Source organism: Streptomyces sp. NPDC047108 (assembly GCF_040643575.1).
In the GTDB taxonomy this organism is placed as follows: Bacteria; Actinomycetota; Actinomycetes; order Streptomycetales; family Streptomycetaceae; genus Streptomyces.
Window position 1 is genome coordinate 81,717 of record NZ_JBEYUP010000021.1, and the last position, 16,023, is coordinate 97,739.

Here is a 16,023-nt window from a genome sequence, read left to right on the forward strand (position 1 = left end):
CGACGACTCAGCCACGCCGGCGCGTAATTCGGCCGTCACGGCGGCCGAGGGCGACCGGTGCGCCGCAGAGGTGGGTAGATCGCACACGGTCCGCGGATCGCAGAGGCCCGCGGAACCCGAACGAAGCCGACCGAAAGGGCCCGGATGAACGCGGAGTCGAGGAACGCCACTTCTGGGCAGGGGTACGGCGAGCCGGATCGGAGACGCGGTACGCCCGTGCCGGAACAGGCCAGGTTCGACGAGGAGTTCTGGGGCACGGGACCGGGCGCCGAGGCTCTGGGGGATCTGGACGGGAAACGCGTACTCGACCTCGGCTGCGGCCTGGGGCGCCAGGCCGCCTGTCTCGTCCGCGAACACGGCGCGGTGGTCGACGCGCTGGACTCCTCACGGAGCCGGCGCGAACGGGCTCAGGCCCGGTACGGGAAACTCGCCGGTCTGCGCCTGCTGGTGGGCGACGCCGTCGATCACCTGACGTCGGCCGAGCCCTACGACGTGATCTGCTCCGTGAACGCCGCCCCCGACAACGATCCTCATCGGCTGCTGCCCGCCGTCGCAGCGGCGCTGGCACCCGGCGGCACGTTCGTCTTCACCGCCCTCCACGCCACGTCACCAGCCCACGGCCCCTCCCCGGAGGTGACCGCGCGACCGGAGCTCCCTCCGCTGCCCGGGGGCGGCGAACCGACCGCCGACATGGGGGTGCTCACCCCGGAGCGGTGGGAGAGCATGCTCGCCGAACACGGGCTGCAACTGGAGGGCGTCGACGTCCTCGGCGCGCCCGACCCGGACAGCGGGGTGTCGCACCAGGTCTTCCGGGCCCGGCGCCCCGCCCGTGTCTCCTCGCGCCCGCGCGGAACGCGACCGCCCGTGCCGCAGGCGGCCCTCGGCGTCGGCATCATCGTCGCCGGCGAGGACGGCGTGCTGCTCGGGCGTCACCACAGGGGCACATGGGAGCTGCCCGGCGGGACGGTGGAGCCCGGGGAGCGGCTGGAAGAGACAGCCGTGCGTGAACTCCGCGAGGAGACCGGCCTCGCCGCGCGACCGGAGAACGTCGTCCTCCTCGGAACGCTCGTGGACCACGTCGAGAGCGTCGTACGGATCACCGTCGCGGCGATCGTCACCGCATGGGAGGGGCAGCCGGCCGACCAGCACGGCGAACGTGTCGGATCCTGGCGCTGGTGCCGACCGGAACGCTTCCCCGAGGGGCTGTTCGTGTGCAGCGCCCAGGTGCTCACCGCATGGCGCCCGGACCTTCCGATCGACCATCCGCCTGCCGCGTTCACCCCGTACGCCGGTGGCGGCCGATGGCCCGGCACCACCGGCACCGGCCCCGGCGCCTGATGATGCTGCGCCGCCGGGGCCGGCCGCTCGCAGGACACGAGAGCGGGCGGCCCCGGCAGGTGCGGACGTGCGCCTCCGCCGCGACCGTCCGTGCTGCGCGGCGGATCAGTAGTGCGGCGTCGCGATCGGGCCCTCGTCGCTCAGCAGGGCGGCCAGCCCCGGATCCGCCACGGCGTCCGCGAACGGGCGGTCCTCGCCGTCCACGCGGACCGTCCCGCCGACCAGGCGGATGCCGTGGCTGTAGTCCGTGTAGGTCTTCTCGTGGGCGGTGCTCAGCGGCTGGATCGGCACGCCGTCCGGCTGGTGCCAGCCGTAGATCGCGACCGAACCCGGGTGGGACTCCAGCCGGTTGCTGACGACGACGTCCTTCTTCTGACCGGACGTCAGGTCGTGCGGAGCGTCCCCGCGCTGCTCCTCGACGAGCTTCTGATGCTTGGCGATGAAGGCGTTCGAGCCCATGTCGGGTCCGGCCGGGAGCGGGGACGGGGTGAGCTGCAACGCGGCCTGCTGCCACGCGGCGTCCACGACCTTGGTGGTGGGGATCTGCAGACCCCAGGCGTCGGCCAGCGTCTGGGCCGCCTGGCACATCAGGGGGAAGCGGATCCAGTCGTCGTCCGAGCCCACGGCGAGGTAGTCCGGCATCACCGAGACGACGGCGGTCTGCGCGGCGGCACCCGATGCGGTCAGCTCGATCTCACGGAAGGAACGCAGGAAGTCCGGGAGATTGCCCTGGGCCAGTTCGTCGGCGAAGACCTTGTCGCGCTCGACCGCGGACATGCCGTCGGTCGCGGCCAGTACGGCACTCCCGGTCCGGGCGTCCGCGGGCCGGTCGGGGATCCCGCCTGCCCGCACACGACGTCCACCGCGCGCGGCGGAGCGACCCGGTGCGGGTTCTCCGGCGGACGCTCTGGATGCGGCCAGGCCCATCGCCCCTGCCGCGCACCCGGCCATCATGACCTGGACGAAGCGACGGCGGCCTGGATTCCTCGGTGTGCTGTTCACGGTCGACCTCCGGTGTACTGCGGCTGCTCACGGCTGCGATACGTGGGGGTGGCGCTATGCCGGCGGGCGGCCGAGGACGGTGCGGAGCCCTCGTACGGCCTGGTGAACTCTCGAACGGAACCAGGTCCGTACGCATGAGTAATGACTACCTCTCCTGCGCGACACGCCTCATATGCGGTGCGACCGGGACGTGGACACGGCTACGCAACGGGGCGTACGGGCGGCGCTGTTGGAGGGGGCAGGTGTCCGGTGAAGGGCGGACCCGGCCGCGCAGGCCGACGGAGCCCCCGGACACAGTGACGGAACGCCCTGCGTCCGGAGGTCAACTCGCGGGCGCCGCCAGGCGTTTCTGCTTCTTCCAGCAGGTCCACAGCGCCACGGCGAGGACGAGGTTGGCGGGGGAGGCGCCGCCGAGGAGGACGGTCCCCAGGGGAGAGAGGTCACTGCTGGCCGCGACGTAGGTCCAGTCGGTCGCCATGTCGCTGGCCCGCAGTGCCGCGATGGCGAACAGCCAGGCGGACTCCTTCCTCCAGCGGAGAGCGGCGGTCGCCTGGAGGGCGGCGAACATGGCCCACGAGGCGCCGGTCCGGGGGAACAGCCCCTGCGGATCGACGTGCGGGGCGCCGTGCATGACGTCGAACCACCACCCCGGCGCCGTGAACGCCGTCAGGGCAAGTCCGAGGTCGAAGGCCGCCAGCGTCCAGAGAAGTACGGATATCCAGCCGGACCCTCCCCGGCTCCGCGTCATTCCTCGGTTCTGCGGTGCGGGTGGCGTGGAGGGGGCGCCGTGGCCCGCCGGCTGTGTCTGCTGGAGCTCATCCATGGGCTCCAGATGTACACCACGCTTCACCCGGACCTCCGGCGGATCTCCTTTCGCCGACCCCGGGATGAAGCACTTAGAGCGCTGACTCGACCGCACAGGGTGACTCTTGAGCTGCGTTCGCACATGCGATAGTGGCGCAATTAGGGTGGAATCCATCGGTCTGCGTCGACCGGGAGGCCCGGATCATGCCGCCCACGCCCACGCCCACGCCACCGGCCGCCGACCGCGTCAGGGGCTCGCGTCTGAGCCGCGTACGCCGTTCCCTCTCGCGGCGCGAGTGGGGCCGAGTCGCGGGAATGGCCGCAGTCGTGCTGGGACTGCATCTGGTCGGATGGTTCACCCTGGTCGCCGTCGTCGCGCCGGAGCACTACAGCCTCGGCGCGAAGACCTTCGGCATCGGCATCGGCGTCACCGCGTACACGCTCGGGCTGCGCCATGCCTTCGACGCCGACCACATCGCCGCCATCGACAACACCACCCGGAAGCTGATGAGCGACGGGCAGCGGCCGCTCTCCGTCGGATTCTGGTTCTCCCTCGGGCATTCGACCGTCGTCTTCGGGCTGGCCTTCGCGCTGTCCCTGGGCATCCGGACACTCGGCAGCCCGCTCCGTGACGAGGGCTCCGGACTGCACGACGTCACCGGGCTGATCGGCACCACCGTCTCGGGCGTCTTCCTCTATGTGATCGCCGCACTCAACCTGGTGGTCCTGCTGGGGATCCTGAAGATGTTCCGGGAACTGCGCGCGGGCGCCTACGACGAGGCGGCCCTCGAGGAACGGCTCGACCACCGCGGCGTCATGAACCGGTTCCTGGGCCGCCTGATGAAGTCGATCAGACGGCCCTGGCAGATGTACCCGCTCGGCGTGCTCTTCGGGCTCGGCTTCGACACCGCCACCGAGATCGCCCTCCTCGTGCTCGCCGGCGCGGGCGCGGCCTCCGGACTGCCCTGGTACGCGATCCTGTGCCTGCCCGTGCTGTTCGCAGCCGGGATGTCGCTGCTGGACACCGTCGACGGCACGTTCATGAACTTCGCGTACGGCTGGGCGTTCTCCCGCCCGGTCCGCAAGATCTACTACAACCTCACGGTCACCGGGCTGTCCGTGGCCGTCGCTCTGCTCATCGGAACCGTCGAACTGCTGGCACTGCTCGCGGAGAAGCTCTCCTGGCGCGGCGCGTTCTGGACCTGGATCGGCGCCCTCGACCTCAACGTGCTCGGCTTCTTCGTCGCCGGCCTGTTCCTGTTCACCTGGATCGCCGCCGTAGCCGCCTGGAAGTACGGGCGTATCGAGGAGAGATGGTCGGCCGGTCTGCGGGACGCGCCGGCCGCCCGCCGTACTCCTTTCGGCAAGTAGCCGTCTCCGGCCCCTGGTTCTGCCGTCGCTCCATAGGCCCCAGTCCCGGACGAGCGGTGGGCCGTCCGGGTCATCCGGCTGGTGCTGCCATGTCCGCTCAGGCTCCCTCTCCGTTGGTTGATTCAGTCGACAGGCCGTGTTCGAGCGGTATCGGGAGGAAGAATGCGCGTGCACAAGGCCACCACGGCCACCGCTGTGGTGGCAATGGCCATCGGCGGCCTCGGGTTCGGGGCGGGGGCGGCGTTCGCGGACGGCCGTGGTGCCTCCGCGGCCGGCGGCTCGGCCGCAGCCGGCGGTGTCTTCCAGCAGAACACCGCTCAAGAGGCGCGCCAGAACAACAACTGCGCCCAGGACAATCCCGAGGCCGATGTGGTGACGCTGACCGGGACGCGAGCGAAGGGGCGGTGCGTGACCGTCGACGGCTCCTTCAACCACCGCGTCTTCGAGAGCCAGGGTGGTGCCGATGCCCAGGGCGGCTCCGCGGCCGCGGACGCCATCCAGCAGAACACGGCCCAGCGCGGCCGGCAGAACAACAACTGCGACAACCCCAACCAAGCCGGCGTCCTCGCGACCGGGGGACGGCTCGCGACCCGCTGCGTCGACCTGGACGCCTCGCGCGCCAAGGACGCGTACCGCAAGGGCGGTGGGGCGAAGGCCGACGGCGGCTCCAACCAGACCGTGGACCTGCTGCAGCAGAACACGGCGCAGGAAGGACGGCAGAACAACAACTGCGCGAGTCCCAACTCGGCCGGCCCCTTCATCGACGGAGGAAGGAACGACGACTGGTGCGGGAACAAGAACACTTCCGCGGGCGAACACACCGTTGACAAGGGGAGCGGTGCCCAGGCCGAAGGTGGCAGCGGCGTCTCCACGGTCGACCAGCAGAACACCGCGCAGGAAGGGCGGCAGAACAACAACTGCGTCAATCCTGGCGCGGGGAGCGTCGACCTGACCGGCGGGCGCGCCGCACACCGGTGCGGCAACGAGGACGCCTCACTGAGCAAGTACACCCATCGCACGGGCGGCGGCGCCAACGCCAGGAGCGGAGGCGACGACCTCTTTCCCGAACATCAGAACACGGCGCAGGAGGGGCGGCAGAACAACAACTGCGCCAACCCCAACTCCAACGACGTCACGCTGGAGCCGGGCCGGGCCGAGAGCCGGTGCGGGAACAAGGACGTCTCGTTCAGCAAGTACACCTCGTACCGGGGCGGCGGCGCCGACGCCGAAGGCGGCAGCGGCTCGGACGCCATCCAGCAGAACACGGCGCAGGAGGGGCAGCAGAACAACAACTGCTCCAGCCGTAACGGCTTGGCGGACATCAATGCGACAGGGGGCCGGGTGGAGGACCGCTGCGCCAACACCGACGCCTCGTTCAGCAAGCACACCTCGTACCAGGGCGGCGGCGCGGACGCCGACGGCGGCAGCACCACCGGTGCCACACTGGAGCAGCAGACCGTGGCACAGGAAGGTCGGCAGAACAACAACTGCGCCAACGCCAACGGTGAGAACGACCTCGAACTGACGGGTGCCCGGGCGGAGAACCGCTGCGCCAACGCGGACGGCTCGTTCAACCGGGGCGCGTTCACCCAGGGCGGCGGCGCCCACGCCGACAGCGGCAGCAGCGCCGCCAATGTGGCTCAGCAGAACGTGGCGCAGGAGGGGCGGCAGAACAACAACTGTGCCAATCCCCAGGGTTTTCTCGACTCCGAAGTGACCGGGGGCCGGCAGAGCGCGGGCTGCGGGACGGCCGACCGCTCCGCGAACGTCGGCACCAGCGACATCGGTGGGGGCGCCGAGGCCGAGGGCGGCTCCGCCACCGCGGACCTGCTGCAGCAGAACGTGGCGCAGGAGGGGCGGCAGAACAACGACTGCGCCAACCCCAACAACCTCGACCTGACCTCCACGGGCTCACGCACCACGAGCCAGTGCCTGGCCGTCGACCGTTCCAGGAACGTCGGTACCCAGTACCGCTGACGGAACGGGGACGCGGGCCTCGCCGCTGCTCCGGGGCCCGCCGTCGAGCGTACGGGCGGCGGCGGGCCTTCGCCGGGGCGGATCCCCGGCGAAGGCCCCACGCCGCAGCGGCGTCAGTCCTCGCCCTCCAGGTCGCCCTCCGCCTCCAGGAACACCTGACGCAACGCGTCGAGCACCGCGGGGTCGGGCTTGGACCACATGCCGCGGGACTCCGCCTCCAGCAGGCGCTCGGCGATGCCGTGCAGCGCCCAGGGGTTGGCCTCTTGGAGGAAGGCGCGGTTCTCCGGGTCCAAGACGTACGTCTCGGTGAGTTTGTCGTACATCCAGTCGGCGATCACGTTCGTCGTCGCGTCGTAGCCGAAGAGATAGTCCACGGTCGCGGCGAGTTCGAAGGCACCCTTGTAGCCGTGGCGGCGCATCGCCTCGATCCAGCGCGGGTTGACCACGCGGGCTCGGAAGACGCGTGAGGTCTCCTCGACCAGCGTGCGGGTGCGGACGGTCTCGGGGCGCGTGGAGTCCCCGATGTACGCCTCGGGCGCGGAGCCGCGCAGCGCCCGCACGGCCGCGACCATGCCGCCGTGGTACTGGAAGTAGTCGTCGGAGTCGGCGATGTCGTGTTCGCGTGTGTCGGTGTTCTTCGCCGCCACGGCGATGCGCCGGTAGGCCGTCTCCATGTCCTCGCGCGCCGGGCAGCCGTCCAGCTCCCGCCCGTAGGCGTAGCCGCCCCACACGGTGTAGACCTCCGCGAGATCGGCGTCGGTGCGCCAGTCGCGGCTGTCGATCAGCTGGAGCAGACCGGCGCCGTACGTGCCTGGCCGGGAGCCGAAGATACGGGTGGTGGCGCGGCGTTCGTCGCCGTGCTCGGCGAGGTCGGCCTGCGCGTGGGCGCGGACGTAGTTGGACTCGGCGGGCTCGTCCAGCGAGGCGGCGAGCCGCACCGCGTCGTCGAGGAGGCCGATGGTGTGGGGGAACGCGTCGCGGAAAAAGCCCGAGATGCGGAGGGTCACATCGATCCGCGGTCGGCCCAGCTCCGGCAGCGGGACGGGTTCGAGGCCGGTGACGCGGCGGGACGCGTCGTCCCAGACGGGCCGGATGCCGAGGAGCGCGAGGGCTTCGGCGACGTCGTCGCCGGAGGTGCGCATCGCGCTGGTGCCCCACAGGGACAGCCCGACGGAGGTGGGCCATGCGCCGTTGTCACCGCGGAAGCGCTCCAGCAGGGAGTCGGCGAGCGCTTGGCCGGTCTCCCACGCCAGGCGCGAGGGAACGGCCTTGGGGTCGACGGAGTAGAAGTTGCGCCCCGTCGGCAGCACGTTGACCAGGCCGCGCAGCGGCGAGCCGGACGGTCCGGCCGGGACGAACCCTCCGGCCAACGCGTGGACGGCGTGGTCGAGTTCGTCGGTCGTGGCGCCCAGCCGCGGGACGACCTGGCGCGCGGCGAAGTCGAGAATGCGGGTCACGTCCGAGGGACGACCGTCCGCGACGCGTTCCACGGCGGCCGGATCCCAGTCCGCGTCCTCCATCGCCTGCACCAGGGCGCGCGCCTGCTCCTCGACCGCGTCCGCCGACGTCCGCGTGGCGCCGGACTCGTCCAGGCCCAGGGCCTCCCGGAGTCCGGGCAGGGCCGCCGTGCCGCCCCAGATCTGGCGGGCGCGCAGGATGGCGAGGACGAGGTTGACGCGCTCGGGACCGGTCGGCGCCTGGCCGAGGACATGGAGACCGTCGCGGATCTGGGCGTCCTTGACCTCGCACAGCCAGCCGTCGACGTGGAGGAGGAAGTCGTCGAAACCGTCGTCGTCGGGGCGGTCCTCCAGGCCGAGGTCGTGGTCCAGCTTGGCGGCCTGGATGAGCGTCCAGATTTGGGCGCGGATCGCGGGCAGCTTCGCCGGGTCCATGGAGGAGATCGCCGCGTACTCGTCGAGGAGTTGCTCCAGGCGTGCGATGTCCCCGTAGGACTCCGCGCGGGCCATGGGCGGGACGAGGTGGTCGACGAGGGTGGCGTGGACGCGGCGCTTGGCCTGCGTGCCCTCGCCCGGGTCGTTGACCAGGAACGGGTAGACGAGCGGGATGTCTCCGAGGGCGGCGTCGGGCGCGCAGGCGGAGGACAGCCCGGCGTTCTTGCCGGGCAGCCACTCCAGATTGCCGTGCTTGCCGAGGTGGACCATCGCGTCGGCCCCGAAGCCGCCGTCGGCCGCCGGGGTGGCGATCCAGCGATAGGCCGCCAAGTAGTGGTGCGAGGGCGGCAGATCGGGATCGTGGTAGATCGCGATGGGGTTCTCGCCGAAGCCGCGCGGCGGCTGGATGACGATGAGCAGATTCCCGCGGCGCAGCGCGGCGAGGACGATGTCGCCGTCCGGGTTGCTGCTGCGGTCGACGAACATCTCGCCGGGCGCGGGCCCCCAGTGCTCCTCGACGGCCTCGCGCAGCTCGGCCGGGAGCGTGGCGAACCAGCGCCGGTAGTCGGCGGCGGGGATGCGTACGGGGTTCCGGGCGAGCTGCTCCTCGGTCAGCCAGTCCTGGTCGTGGCCGCCCGCCTCGATGAGCGCCCGGATCAGCTCGTCGCCGTCACCGGTCTCCAGGCCGGGGACGCTTTCGCCGCCGAAGTCGTAACCCTCCGTCCGCAGGCGGCGCAGCAGGGCGACGGCGCTGGCTGGGGTGTCGAGCCCGACGGCGTTGCCGATGCGGGAGTGCTTGGTCGGGTACGCGGAGAGGACGAGGGCCAGCCGCTTGTCGGCCGCGGCGATGTGGCGCAGCCGGGCATGCCGGACGGCGATCCCGGCGACGCGGGTGGCCCGTTCGGGATCCGCGACATACGCCGGGAGGCCGTCCTCGTCGATCTCCTTGAAGGAGAACGGCACGGTGATGAGCCGGCCGTCGAACTCGGGCACGGCGATCTGGCTGGCCGCGTCGAGGGGCGAGACGCCCTCGTCGTTCTCCTCCCAGTCGCCGCGCGAGCCGGTGAGGCACAGCGCCTGAAGGATGGGGACGTCCAGGCCCGTGAGCGCTCCGGCGTCCCAGGACTCGTCGTCGCCGCCCGCCGACGCCTCCGCGGGCCGTGTGCCGCCGGCCGCCAGGACTGTGGTGACGATGGCGTCCGCGTCCCGTAGCGCGTCGACGAGTTCGGGCTCGGGCGCGCGGAGCGAGGCGATGTACAGGGGGAGCGGCCGGCCGCCTGCGTCCTCGATGGCACCGCAGAGGGTGTCGATGAAGGCGGTGTTGCCGCTCATGTGGTGGGCGCGGTAGTAGAGCACCGCGACGCACGGCCCGCCGGCGTCCGCACGCGCGGTCCGCTCCAGCGGGCCCCAGGTCGGTGCCGGGGCGGGCGGCTCGAAACCGTGCCCGGTCAGCAGCACGGTGTCGGAGAGGAACCGGGCGAGCTGTTCGAGGTTGGCCGGCCCGCCGTGGGCCAGGTAGGCGTGGGCCTCGGCCGCGATGCCGACCGGGACCGTGGAGGCCTCCATCAGCTGCGCGTCCGGGGCCTGTTCACCGGTGAGGACGACCACCGGGCGGCCGCTGCCGCGCAGTTGGTCCAGTCCTTCCTGCCAGGCGCGGACACCGCCGAGGAGGCGTACGACGACCAGCTCCACGCCCTCCAGCAGGGCGGGCAGCTCGTCGAGGCCGAGGCGCGAGGGGTTGGCGTAGCGGTAGGGCACCGGCCCGTTCGCCGCTCGGGCGCTGAGCAGATCGGTGTCGGACGTCGACAGGAGCAGGATCATGCGGCGTCTGGCCTTCCTCGGGGTGTCCGCGCCCCGGGCGGTGTCGGACGGCGGGAGTTCCTGGCTCATCCGGCTGACGCCGGATTCACAGTGGCGGGACCGCGCCGGATTCGCACCGGGCTTCCTCCCCTGTCGCCGTCGATGGCGATGGCGGGCCGGGCCGGCCCGCCGGGATCATAGTAAGGGCGGCGGGCGGACGCGGGGCATACGGCCGAGGGGCCCATGGGTATGCTCGCCGCCATGCCCTCCCCCTCCGACCCGCTTCCACCTGCGCGGAACCGTGACGACGCGTGCCCCGGCGCGCTCCGTCTCCACTCCGCGGACGACGGGGCGCTGGCACGGGTGAGGGTCCCCGGCGGGGTGCTGGACGCGGACCGGGCAGGGGCGCTCGCCGACGCGGCCGAGCGGTTCGGCGACGGATCGCTGCATCTGACCTCGCGCGGCAATGTGCAACTGCGCGGCCTCGGCGGGAATTGCGGCGGCCCCCTCGCCGAACTCCTCGAAGCCGCCGGACTTCTGCCCTCGCGCCGCCACGAGCGCGTACGCAACATCGTCGCCTCGCCGCTCTCGGGCATCGACCGCACGGGCCGTCCCGACGTACAGCCCTGGGCCCGGACGCTGGACGGCCTCCTGTGCGCGAGCGAGGCGGCCGCCGAACTGTCCGGACGGTTCCTCTTCGCCTTCGACGACGGGCGCGGTGACGTCGCAGCACTCGGCGCCGATGTGACGATCGTCGCAGAATCCGGCGGTGCCCATGTGGCGCTCCACCTGGGCGACGCCCCGGCGCTCCGCGTGCCCGGAGCCGCCGCGCCGCGTGCCGCCCTCGCCGCGGCCGAGACCTTCGTCACCACGGCACGGGACGGCGGTACGCACGCCTGGCGCATCCGCGAACTGCCCGACAGCGGGTTGGCGTTGACGCACGAGGTGGAGCGGCGCCTGACGGCGGAAGGCGTGGCGGCGGGCGCGGCCGATACCGTCCTTCCCCGCGGCCGCGGCCGCGGACCCGAGCCGGGCGCGGTCGACGGACCCGACGGCACGCGCACGCTGTCGGTCCTCGCCCCGCTCGGGAGGCTCACCGTCGCGCAGTGGCGGCGGCTCGCGGACATCGCCCGCAGGGACGGCCGCGGTGAACTGCGCCTCACCCCCTGGCGTGGAGCCGTCGTACCAGGACTGGTCCGCGACGCGGCGGCCCTCCGCCTCGACGCCCTCCGGTCCGCCGGCCTGGTCACCGACTCCCGGTCGAACTGGATCGGGGTGGGTGCCTGTACCGGCCGGCCCGGCTGCGCCAAGTCCCTCGCGGACGTACGGGCCGACGCCGAGGCGGCGCTGCGCCCGGCACCCGGCGGTCTCCCCGTGTACTGGTCCGGCTGCGAACGCCGCTGCGGCCACCCGCGGGGGGAGTGGGTGGACGTCCTGGCGACCGGCGACGGTTACGCGGTGTCCGCCCGCGGCGTACGACAGCGCCCGGCGGCGCAGGAGCCGGCACGACACGTGGCGCGCACCCAACCTTCCGACCTCGCCTCCGCCGTCGCGGCGGCGCGGACCACACCACCCAGGCCGTGACGAGAGAGAGCACCGTGTTCGACTACGAGAAGGACGGCGCGGCGATCTACCGCCAGTCCTTTGCCACCATCCGCGCGGAGGCGGACCTCACGGGGCTGCCGGCCGAGGTGAGCCAGGTCGCCGTCAGGATGATCCACGCCTGCGGCATGGTCGACCTGGTCCGCGACCTCCTCTGGACGCCCGACGTCGTGCTCGCCGCACGGAAGGCCCTGCGCGCCGGTGCCCCCGTCCTGTGCGATGTGGCCATGGTCGCCAGCGGCGTCACGCGCAGGCGTCTCCCGGCGGACAACGACGTGGTGTGCACCCTCTCCGACCCCTCCGTCCCCGGCCTGGCGCGGGACATGGGCACCACCCGCACCGCCGCCGCCCTGGAGTTGTGGCGTGACCGCATGGACGGCGCGGTCGTCGCCGTCGGCAACGCGCCGACCGCCCTCTTCCGGCTGCTGGAGATGATCGAGGACGGCGCCCCGCGCCCCGCCGCCGTCGTCGGCGTCCCCGTCGGGTTCGTCGGCGCGGTCGAGTCCAAGGACGCTCTCGCCGCGCATCCCTCGCGCCTGGAGCACCTGGTGGTGCGCGGGCGCCGCGGGGGCAGCGCGCTCGCGGCGGCGGCGCTCAACGCGATCGCGAGTGAGGACGAGTGAACGAGCAGACAACCGGCCGGCTCTACGGCGTCGGGCTCGGCCCCGGCGACCCGTCGCTGATGACCGTACGGGCCGTGGAGGTCATCGCCGGCGCCGACGTGATCGCATACCACAGCGCCCGGCACGGACGGTCCATCGCCCGCTCCATCGCCGCCCGGCACCTCCGCGACGACCACGTCGAGGAAGCGCTCGTCTACCCGGTCACCACGGAGACCACCGACCATCCCGGCGGCTACCGGGGCGCGTTGAACGATTTCTACGCCGAGGCCGCCGCCCGGCTGGCCGCCCACCTCGACGCGGGCCGCACGGTCGCCGTGCTCGCGGAGGGCGACCCGCTCTTCTACGGCTCGTACATGCACATGCACAAGCGTCTCGCCGACCGCTACCCGACCGAGGTGATCCCCGGCGTCACCTCGGTGAGCGCCGCCGCGGCCCGGCTCGGGACCCCGCTCGCCGAGGGCGAGGAGGTCCTCACCATCCTCCCCGGCACGCTGCCGGAGGAGGAGCTGACCGCGCGCCTGGCCTCGACGGACGCCGCCGTGGTCATGAAGCTCGGCCGGACCTTCCCGCACGTGCGCCGGGCGTTCGAGGGCGCCGGGCGGCTGGAGGAGGCCCGCTACGTCGAGCGGGCCACGATGGCGGGCGAACGCACCGGTCGACTGGCGGACACCGACCCGGAGTCCGTGCCGTACTTCTCGGTGGCGGTGCTGCCCAGCCGTATCGGCGTCGCGGCGGAGCAACCGCCCGTGGGCGACGGCCCCGCGCCGGAACGGCTGGCCGGGACCGATGCCGTCGCGCCGGAACGGCAGCGCGAGGCCGAGGGCGCCGACGGCGGCACACGGACCGGCGAGGTCGTCGTCGTCGGCACAGGACCCGCCGGGCCGCTCTGGCTCACGCCCGAGACACGGGGAGCCCTGGCCGCCGCCGATGACCTCGTCGGCTACACCACCTACCTGGAGCGGGTGCCCCGGCGCCCAGGCCAGCGCCGTCACGGCTCGGACAACAAGGTGGAGTCCGAGCGGGCCGAGTTCGCCCTCGACCTCGCCCGGCGCGGCCGCCGGGTGGCGGTTGTCTCCGGGGGTGACCCCGGGGTGTTCGCGATGGCCACCGCCGTCTTGGAGGCGGCCGCTCAGGAGGAGTTCCGGGACGTCCCGGTCCGCGTGCTGCCCGGGGTGACCGCGGCGAACGCGGCCGCCGCGAGAGCCGGTGCCCCCCTCGGGCACGACTACGCGGCCCTGTCCCTCTCCGACCGGCTGAAGCCGTGGGAGGTCATCGCCGAGCGCCTGCACGCCGCCGCGGCGGCCGACCTGGTGCTCGCCCTCTACAACCCCGGCTCGCGCAGCCGCACCTGGCAGGTCGGGAAGGCCAGGGAACTGCTCCTCGAGCACCGCGCGCCCGACACCCCCGTGGTCCTGGCCCGCGACGTCGGCGGTCCGGAGGAGAGCGTACGGATCGTGCGGCTGGCCGATCTGGACCCGTCCGCGGTCGACATGCGCACCATCCTGCTCGTCGGCTCCTCGCAGACCCGGGTGGTACGGCGCGGTGACGGGCACGAGATCGTCTGGACCCCGCGCCGCTATCCGGAGACCTGACCCCGTCCCGCCTCCGCAGGTGAGGGCAGGGCGTCGAGCCAGGCCAGGGCCTCCTGCGGAGTCGCGGCCACGGGCACGCCCTCCGGCACCGGCGGCCGCCGCACCACGACGACCGGCACGCCCGCCTCGCGGGCCGCGGTCAGCTTGGGCGCGGTCGCCTCGCCGCCGCTGTCCTTGGTCACGAGGACGTCGACGCGGTGGCGGCGCAGCAGCTCGCGCTCACCGTCGAGCGTGAACGGCCCGCGGTCCAGCAGGACTTCCATGGCCGCGGGGTGCGGGGCCTCCGGCGCGTCGACCGACCGTACGAGGAACCACAGCCCGTCCAGATCGGCGAACGCGGCGAGCCCCATGCGGCCCGTGGTGAGGAACACCCGCCGCCCCAGCGACGGCAGCAGCGCGGCCGCCTCGGCGAGGGAACCCGCCGGGTGCCAGATGTCGCCGTCACCGGGGACCCAGCCGGGGCGGCGGAGGGCGAGCAGGGGAACATGGGCCTCCGCGGCCGCGACGGCCGCGTGGAAACTGATCGTGCCGGCGAAGGGATGTGTGGCGTCGATGAGCGCGTCGACCCGGTGCTCGCGCAGCCAGTGCGTCAGTCCGTCCGTGCCGCCGAAGCCTCCGATGCGTACCTGCCCGGGGGGCAGCACGGGGCGGGCCACGCGTCCGGCGAGCGAGGTCGTGACGCGTACGTGGGGGTGCGGGCGCGGGTGGGGGTGCGCGTGCCCGTCAGGTCGCGGGCCCTCAGCGGAGAGGCCGTCGAGCGCCTCCGCGAGACGGCGGGCCTCCGTCGTGCCGCCGAGGAGCAGCACATGGCGTAGCGCGGGCATGGGGGCCTTTCGTGGCTGAACCGGACACGGGCGGACGGACGGAGACGAGTACGGGCGGAGGAGCGGCCGCGGGTGGGCGCGCCGCTCAACTCAAGCACACCGGCCTGCGGCCCGGATGGACGACCGGGGCCTGTGCGACCGCCGCCGCCACCGCCGCGTACACCGCCCTGCTGACCGGCGACTTCCCGGACCCCGTGACGATCACCCTGCCCAAGGGCCAGACCCCGGCTTTCGCGCTGGCGGCCGAGGAGTTGAGCGACGGCCGTGCGATGGCCGCGATCGTCAAGGACGCGGGCGACGACCCCGACGTCACCGACGGCGCCGTGGTCCGCGCCGCCGTCCGGCCACTGCCGGCCGGGTCGGGCGTGGTGTTCCGGGCGGGTCCGGGTGTGGGAACCGTCACCCGCCCCGGGCTGCCGCTCGACGTGGGGGAACCGGCGGTCAACCCCGTGCCGCGGCAGCTGATGCGCGACCATGTGGCGCGCGTCGCCGAACGCCACCGGGGGAGCGGTGACGTCGAGATCACCGTCTCCGTCGACGACGGCGAGGAGATCGCCCGCTCCACCTGGAACCCCCGGCTGGGCATCCTCGGCGGCCTCTCCATCCTCGGGACGACCGGCGTCGTCGTCCCCTACTCCTGCTCGGCCTGGATCGACTCGATCCGCCGCGGCGTGGACGTGGCGCGAGCGGCGGGACGTACGCACGTGGCGGGCTGCACCGGCTCCACCTCCGAGAAGACGGTGGTGTCCGTGTACGGCCTCCCCGAGGACGCGCTGCTCGACATGGGCGACTTCGCCGGCGCGGTACTGAAGTACGTACGCCGCCACCCTGTCGAACGCCTCACCCTCTGCGGAGGCTTCGCCAAGCTCTCGAAGCTGGCCGCCGGCCATCTCGACCTGCACTCCGCCCGCTCCCAGGTCGACAAGCCCTTCCTCGCGGAACTGGCCCGGCACGGCGGCGCGGACGACGCCCTCGCCGCGGAGGTCGCGCACGCCAACACGGGCCTCGCCGCACTGCAGTTGTGCAGGGCCCACGGCGTACCCCTGGGCGACCTCGTCGCACTGACCGCCCGCGACCAGGCCCTGGAGGTGCTGCGCGGTGCGCCGGTGGCGGTCGACGTCCTCTGCATCGACCGCGCGGGAACGGTCGTCGGCCGCTGCGCGCCGGCCTGACCGGGCCCTCATCACCCGGCGCACAC

The 16,023-nt window shown here is 73.0% G+C and carries 11 protein-coding genes and 1 riboswitch; of the genes, 7 read left to right on the forward strand and 4 right to left on the reverse strand.

Annotated features, from left to right (window positions below; genetic code table 11):
• Nucleotides 1-216: 216 nt before the first annotated feature.
• Nucleotides 217-1,338 (forward strand): bifunctional class I SAM-dependent methyltransferase/NUDIX hydrolase, encoded by a 1,122-nt coding sequence (locus tag ABZ822_RS28045; RefSeq protein WP_360860142.1) that lies wholly within the window; start codon nucleotides 217-219, stop codon nucleotides 1,336-1,338.
• 105 nt (nucleotides 1,339-1,443) lie between these two features.
• On the opposite strand, the gene ABZ822_RS28050 is transcribed toward ABZ822_RS28045, so the two are convergent.
• Together ABZ822_RS28050 and ABZ822_RS28055 are read right to left on the reverse strand one after the other, a co-directional pair.
• Entirely contained in the window at nucleotides 1,444-2,190 is a 747-nt protein-coding gene (locus tag ABZ822_RS28050) for a hypothetical protein (protein WP_360860145.1), read from the reverse strand.
• 472 nt (nucleotides 2,191-2,662) lie between these two features.
• Nucleotides 2,663-3,088: a hypothetical protein gene (locus ABZ822_RS28055; RefSeq protein WP_360860148.1), complete on the reverse strand. Its 426-nt coding sequence runs from the start codon at nucleotides 3,086-3,088 to the stop codon at nucleotides 2,663-2,665.
• Nucleotides 3,089-3,459: 371 nt separating this feature from the next.
• Here ABZ822_RS28055 and ABZ822_RS28060 point away from each other — a divergent pair, with 371 nt between their 5' ends.
• Nucleotides 3,460-4,515, forward strand: a complete 1,056-nt coding sequence (locus ABZ822_RS28060) for a HoxN/HupN/NixA family nickel/cobalt transporter (RefSeq protein ID WP_360860151.1) — start codon at nucleotides 3,460-3,462, stop codon at nucleotides 4,513-4,515.
• A gap of 162 nt (nucleotides 4,516-4,677) precedes the next feature.
• Nucleotides 4,678-6,492, forward strand: coding sequence for a hypothetical protein (locus tag ABZ822_RS28065; protein WP_360860154.1), 1,815 nt, complete (start codon nucleotides 4,678-4,680; stop codon nucleotides 6,490-6,492).
• A gap of 113 nt (nucleotides 6,493-6,605) precedes the next feature.
• On the opposite strand, the gene cobN is transcribed toward ABZ822_RS28065, so the two are convergent.
• Nucleotides 6,606-10,205, reverse strand: coding sequence for a cobaltochelatase subunit CobN (gene cobN / locus ABZ822_RS28070; protein ID WP_360860207.1), 3,600 nt, complete (start codon nucleotides 10,203-10,205; stop codon nucleotides 6,606-6,608).
• A 54-nt stretch (nucleotides 10,206-10,259) separates the two neighbouring features.
• A riboswitch (cobalamin riboswitch) is annotated at nucleotides 10,260-10,332 on the reverse strand.
• A gap of 101 nt (nucleotides 10,333-10,433) precedes the next feature.
• On the opposite strand from cobN, the gene cobG reads away from it, so the two are divergent.
• The 3 genes from cobG to ABZ822_RS28085 are packed head-to-tail and all read left to right on the forward strand — an operon-like array spanning nucleotide 10,434 to nucleotide 14,001.
• Entirely contained in the window at nucleotides 10,434-11,768 is a 1,335-nt protein-coding gene (gene cobG / locus ABZ822_RS28075; protein ID WP_360860210.1) for a precorrin-3B synthase, read from the forward strand.
• A 14-nt stretch (nucleotides 11,769-11,782) separates the two neighbouring features.
• Complete coding sequence (locus ABZ822_RS28080) at nucleotides 11,783-12,409, forward strand: precorrin-8X methylmutase (RefSeq protein ID WP_360860213.1); 627 nt, start codon at nucleotides 11,783-11,785, stop codon at nucleotides 12,407-12,409.
• On the forward strand, nucleotides 12,406-14,001 hold the full coding sequence (locus ABZ822_RS28085; RefSeq protein WP_360860156.1) for a precorrin-2 C(20)-methyltransferase: 1,596 nt from the start codon (nucleotides 12,406-12,408) through the stop codon (nucleotides 13,999-14,001). Before ABZ822_RS28080 ends, ABZ822_RS28085 begins: the two co-directional genes overlap by 4 nt.
• On the opposite strand, the gene ABZ822_RS28090 is transcribed toward ABZ822_RS28085, so the two are convergent.
• A complete protein-coding gene (locus tag ABZ822_RS28090) occupies nucleotides 13,986-14,825 on the reverse strand; it encodes a cobalt-precorrin-6A reductase (protein WP_360860159.1) in 840 nt (279 codons plus the stop codon). The genes ABZ822_RS28085 and ABZ822_RS28090 overlap by 16 nt on opposite strands.
• Before the next feature lie 11 nt (nucleotides 14,826-14,836).
• Here ABZ822_RS28090 and ABZ822_RS28095 point away from each other — a divergent pair, with 11 nt between their 5' ends.
• Nucleotides 14,837-15,997, forward strand: a complete 1,161-nt coding sequence (locus ABZ822_RS28095) for a cobalt-precorrin-5B (C(1))-methyltransferase (RefSeq protein WP_360860162.1) — start codon at nucleotides 14,837-14,839, stop codon at nucleotides 15,995-15,997.
• Nucleotides 15,998-16,023 lie beyond the last annotated feature (26 nt).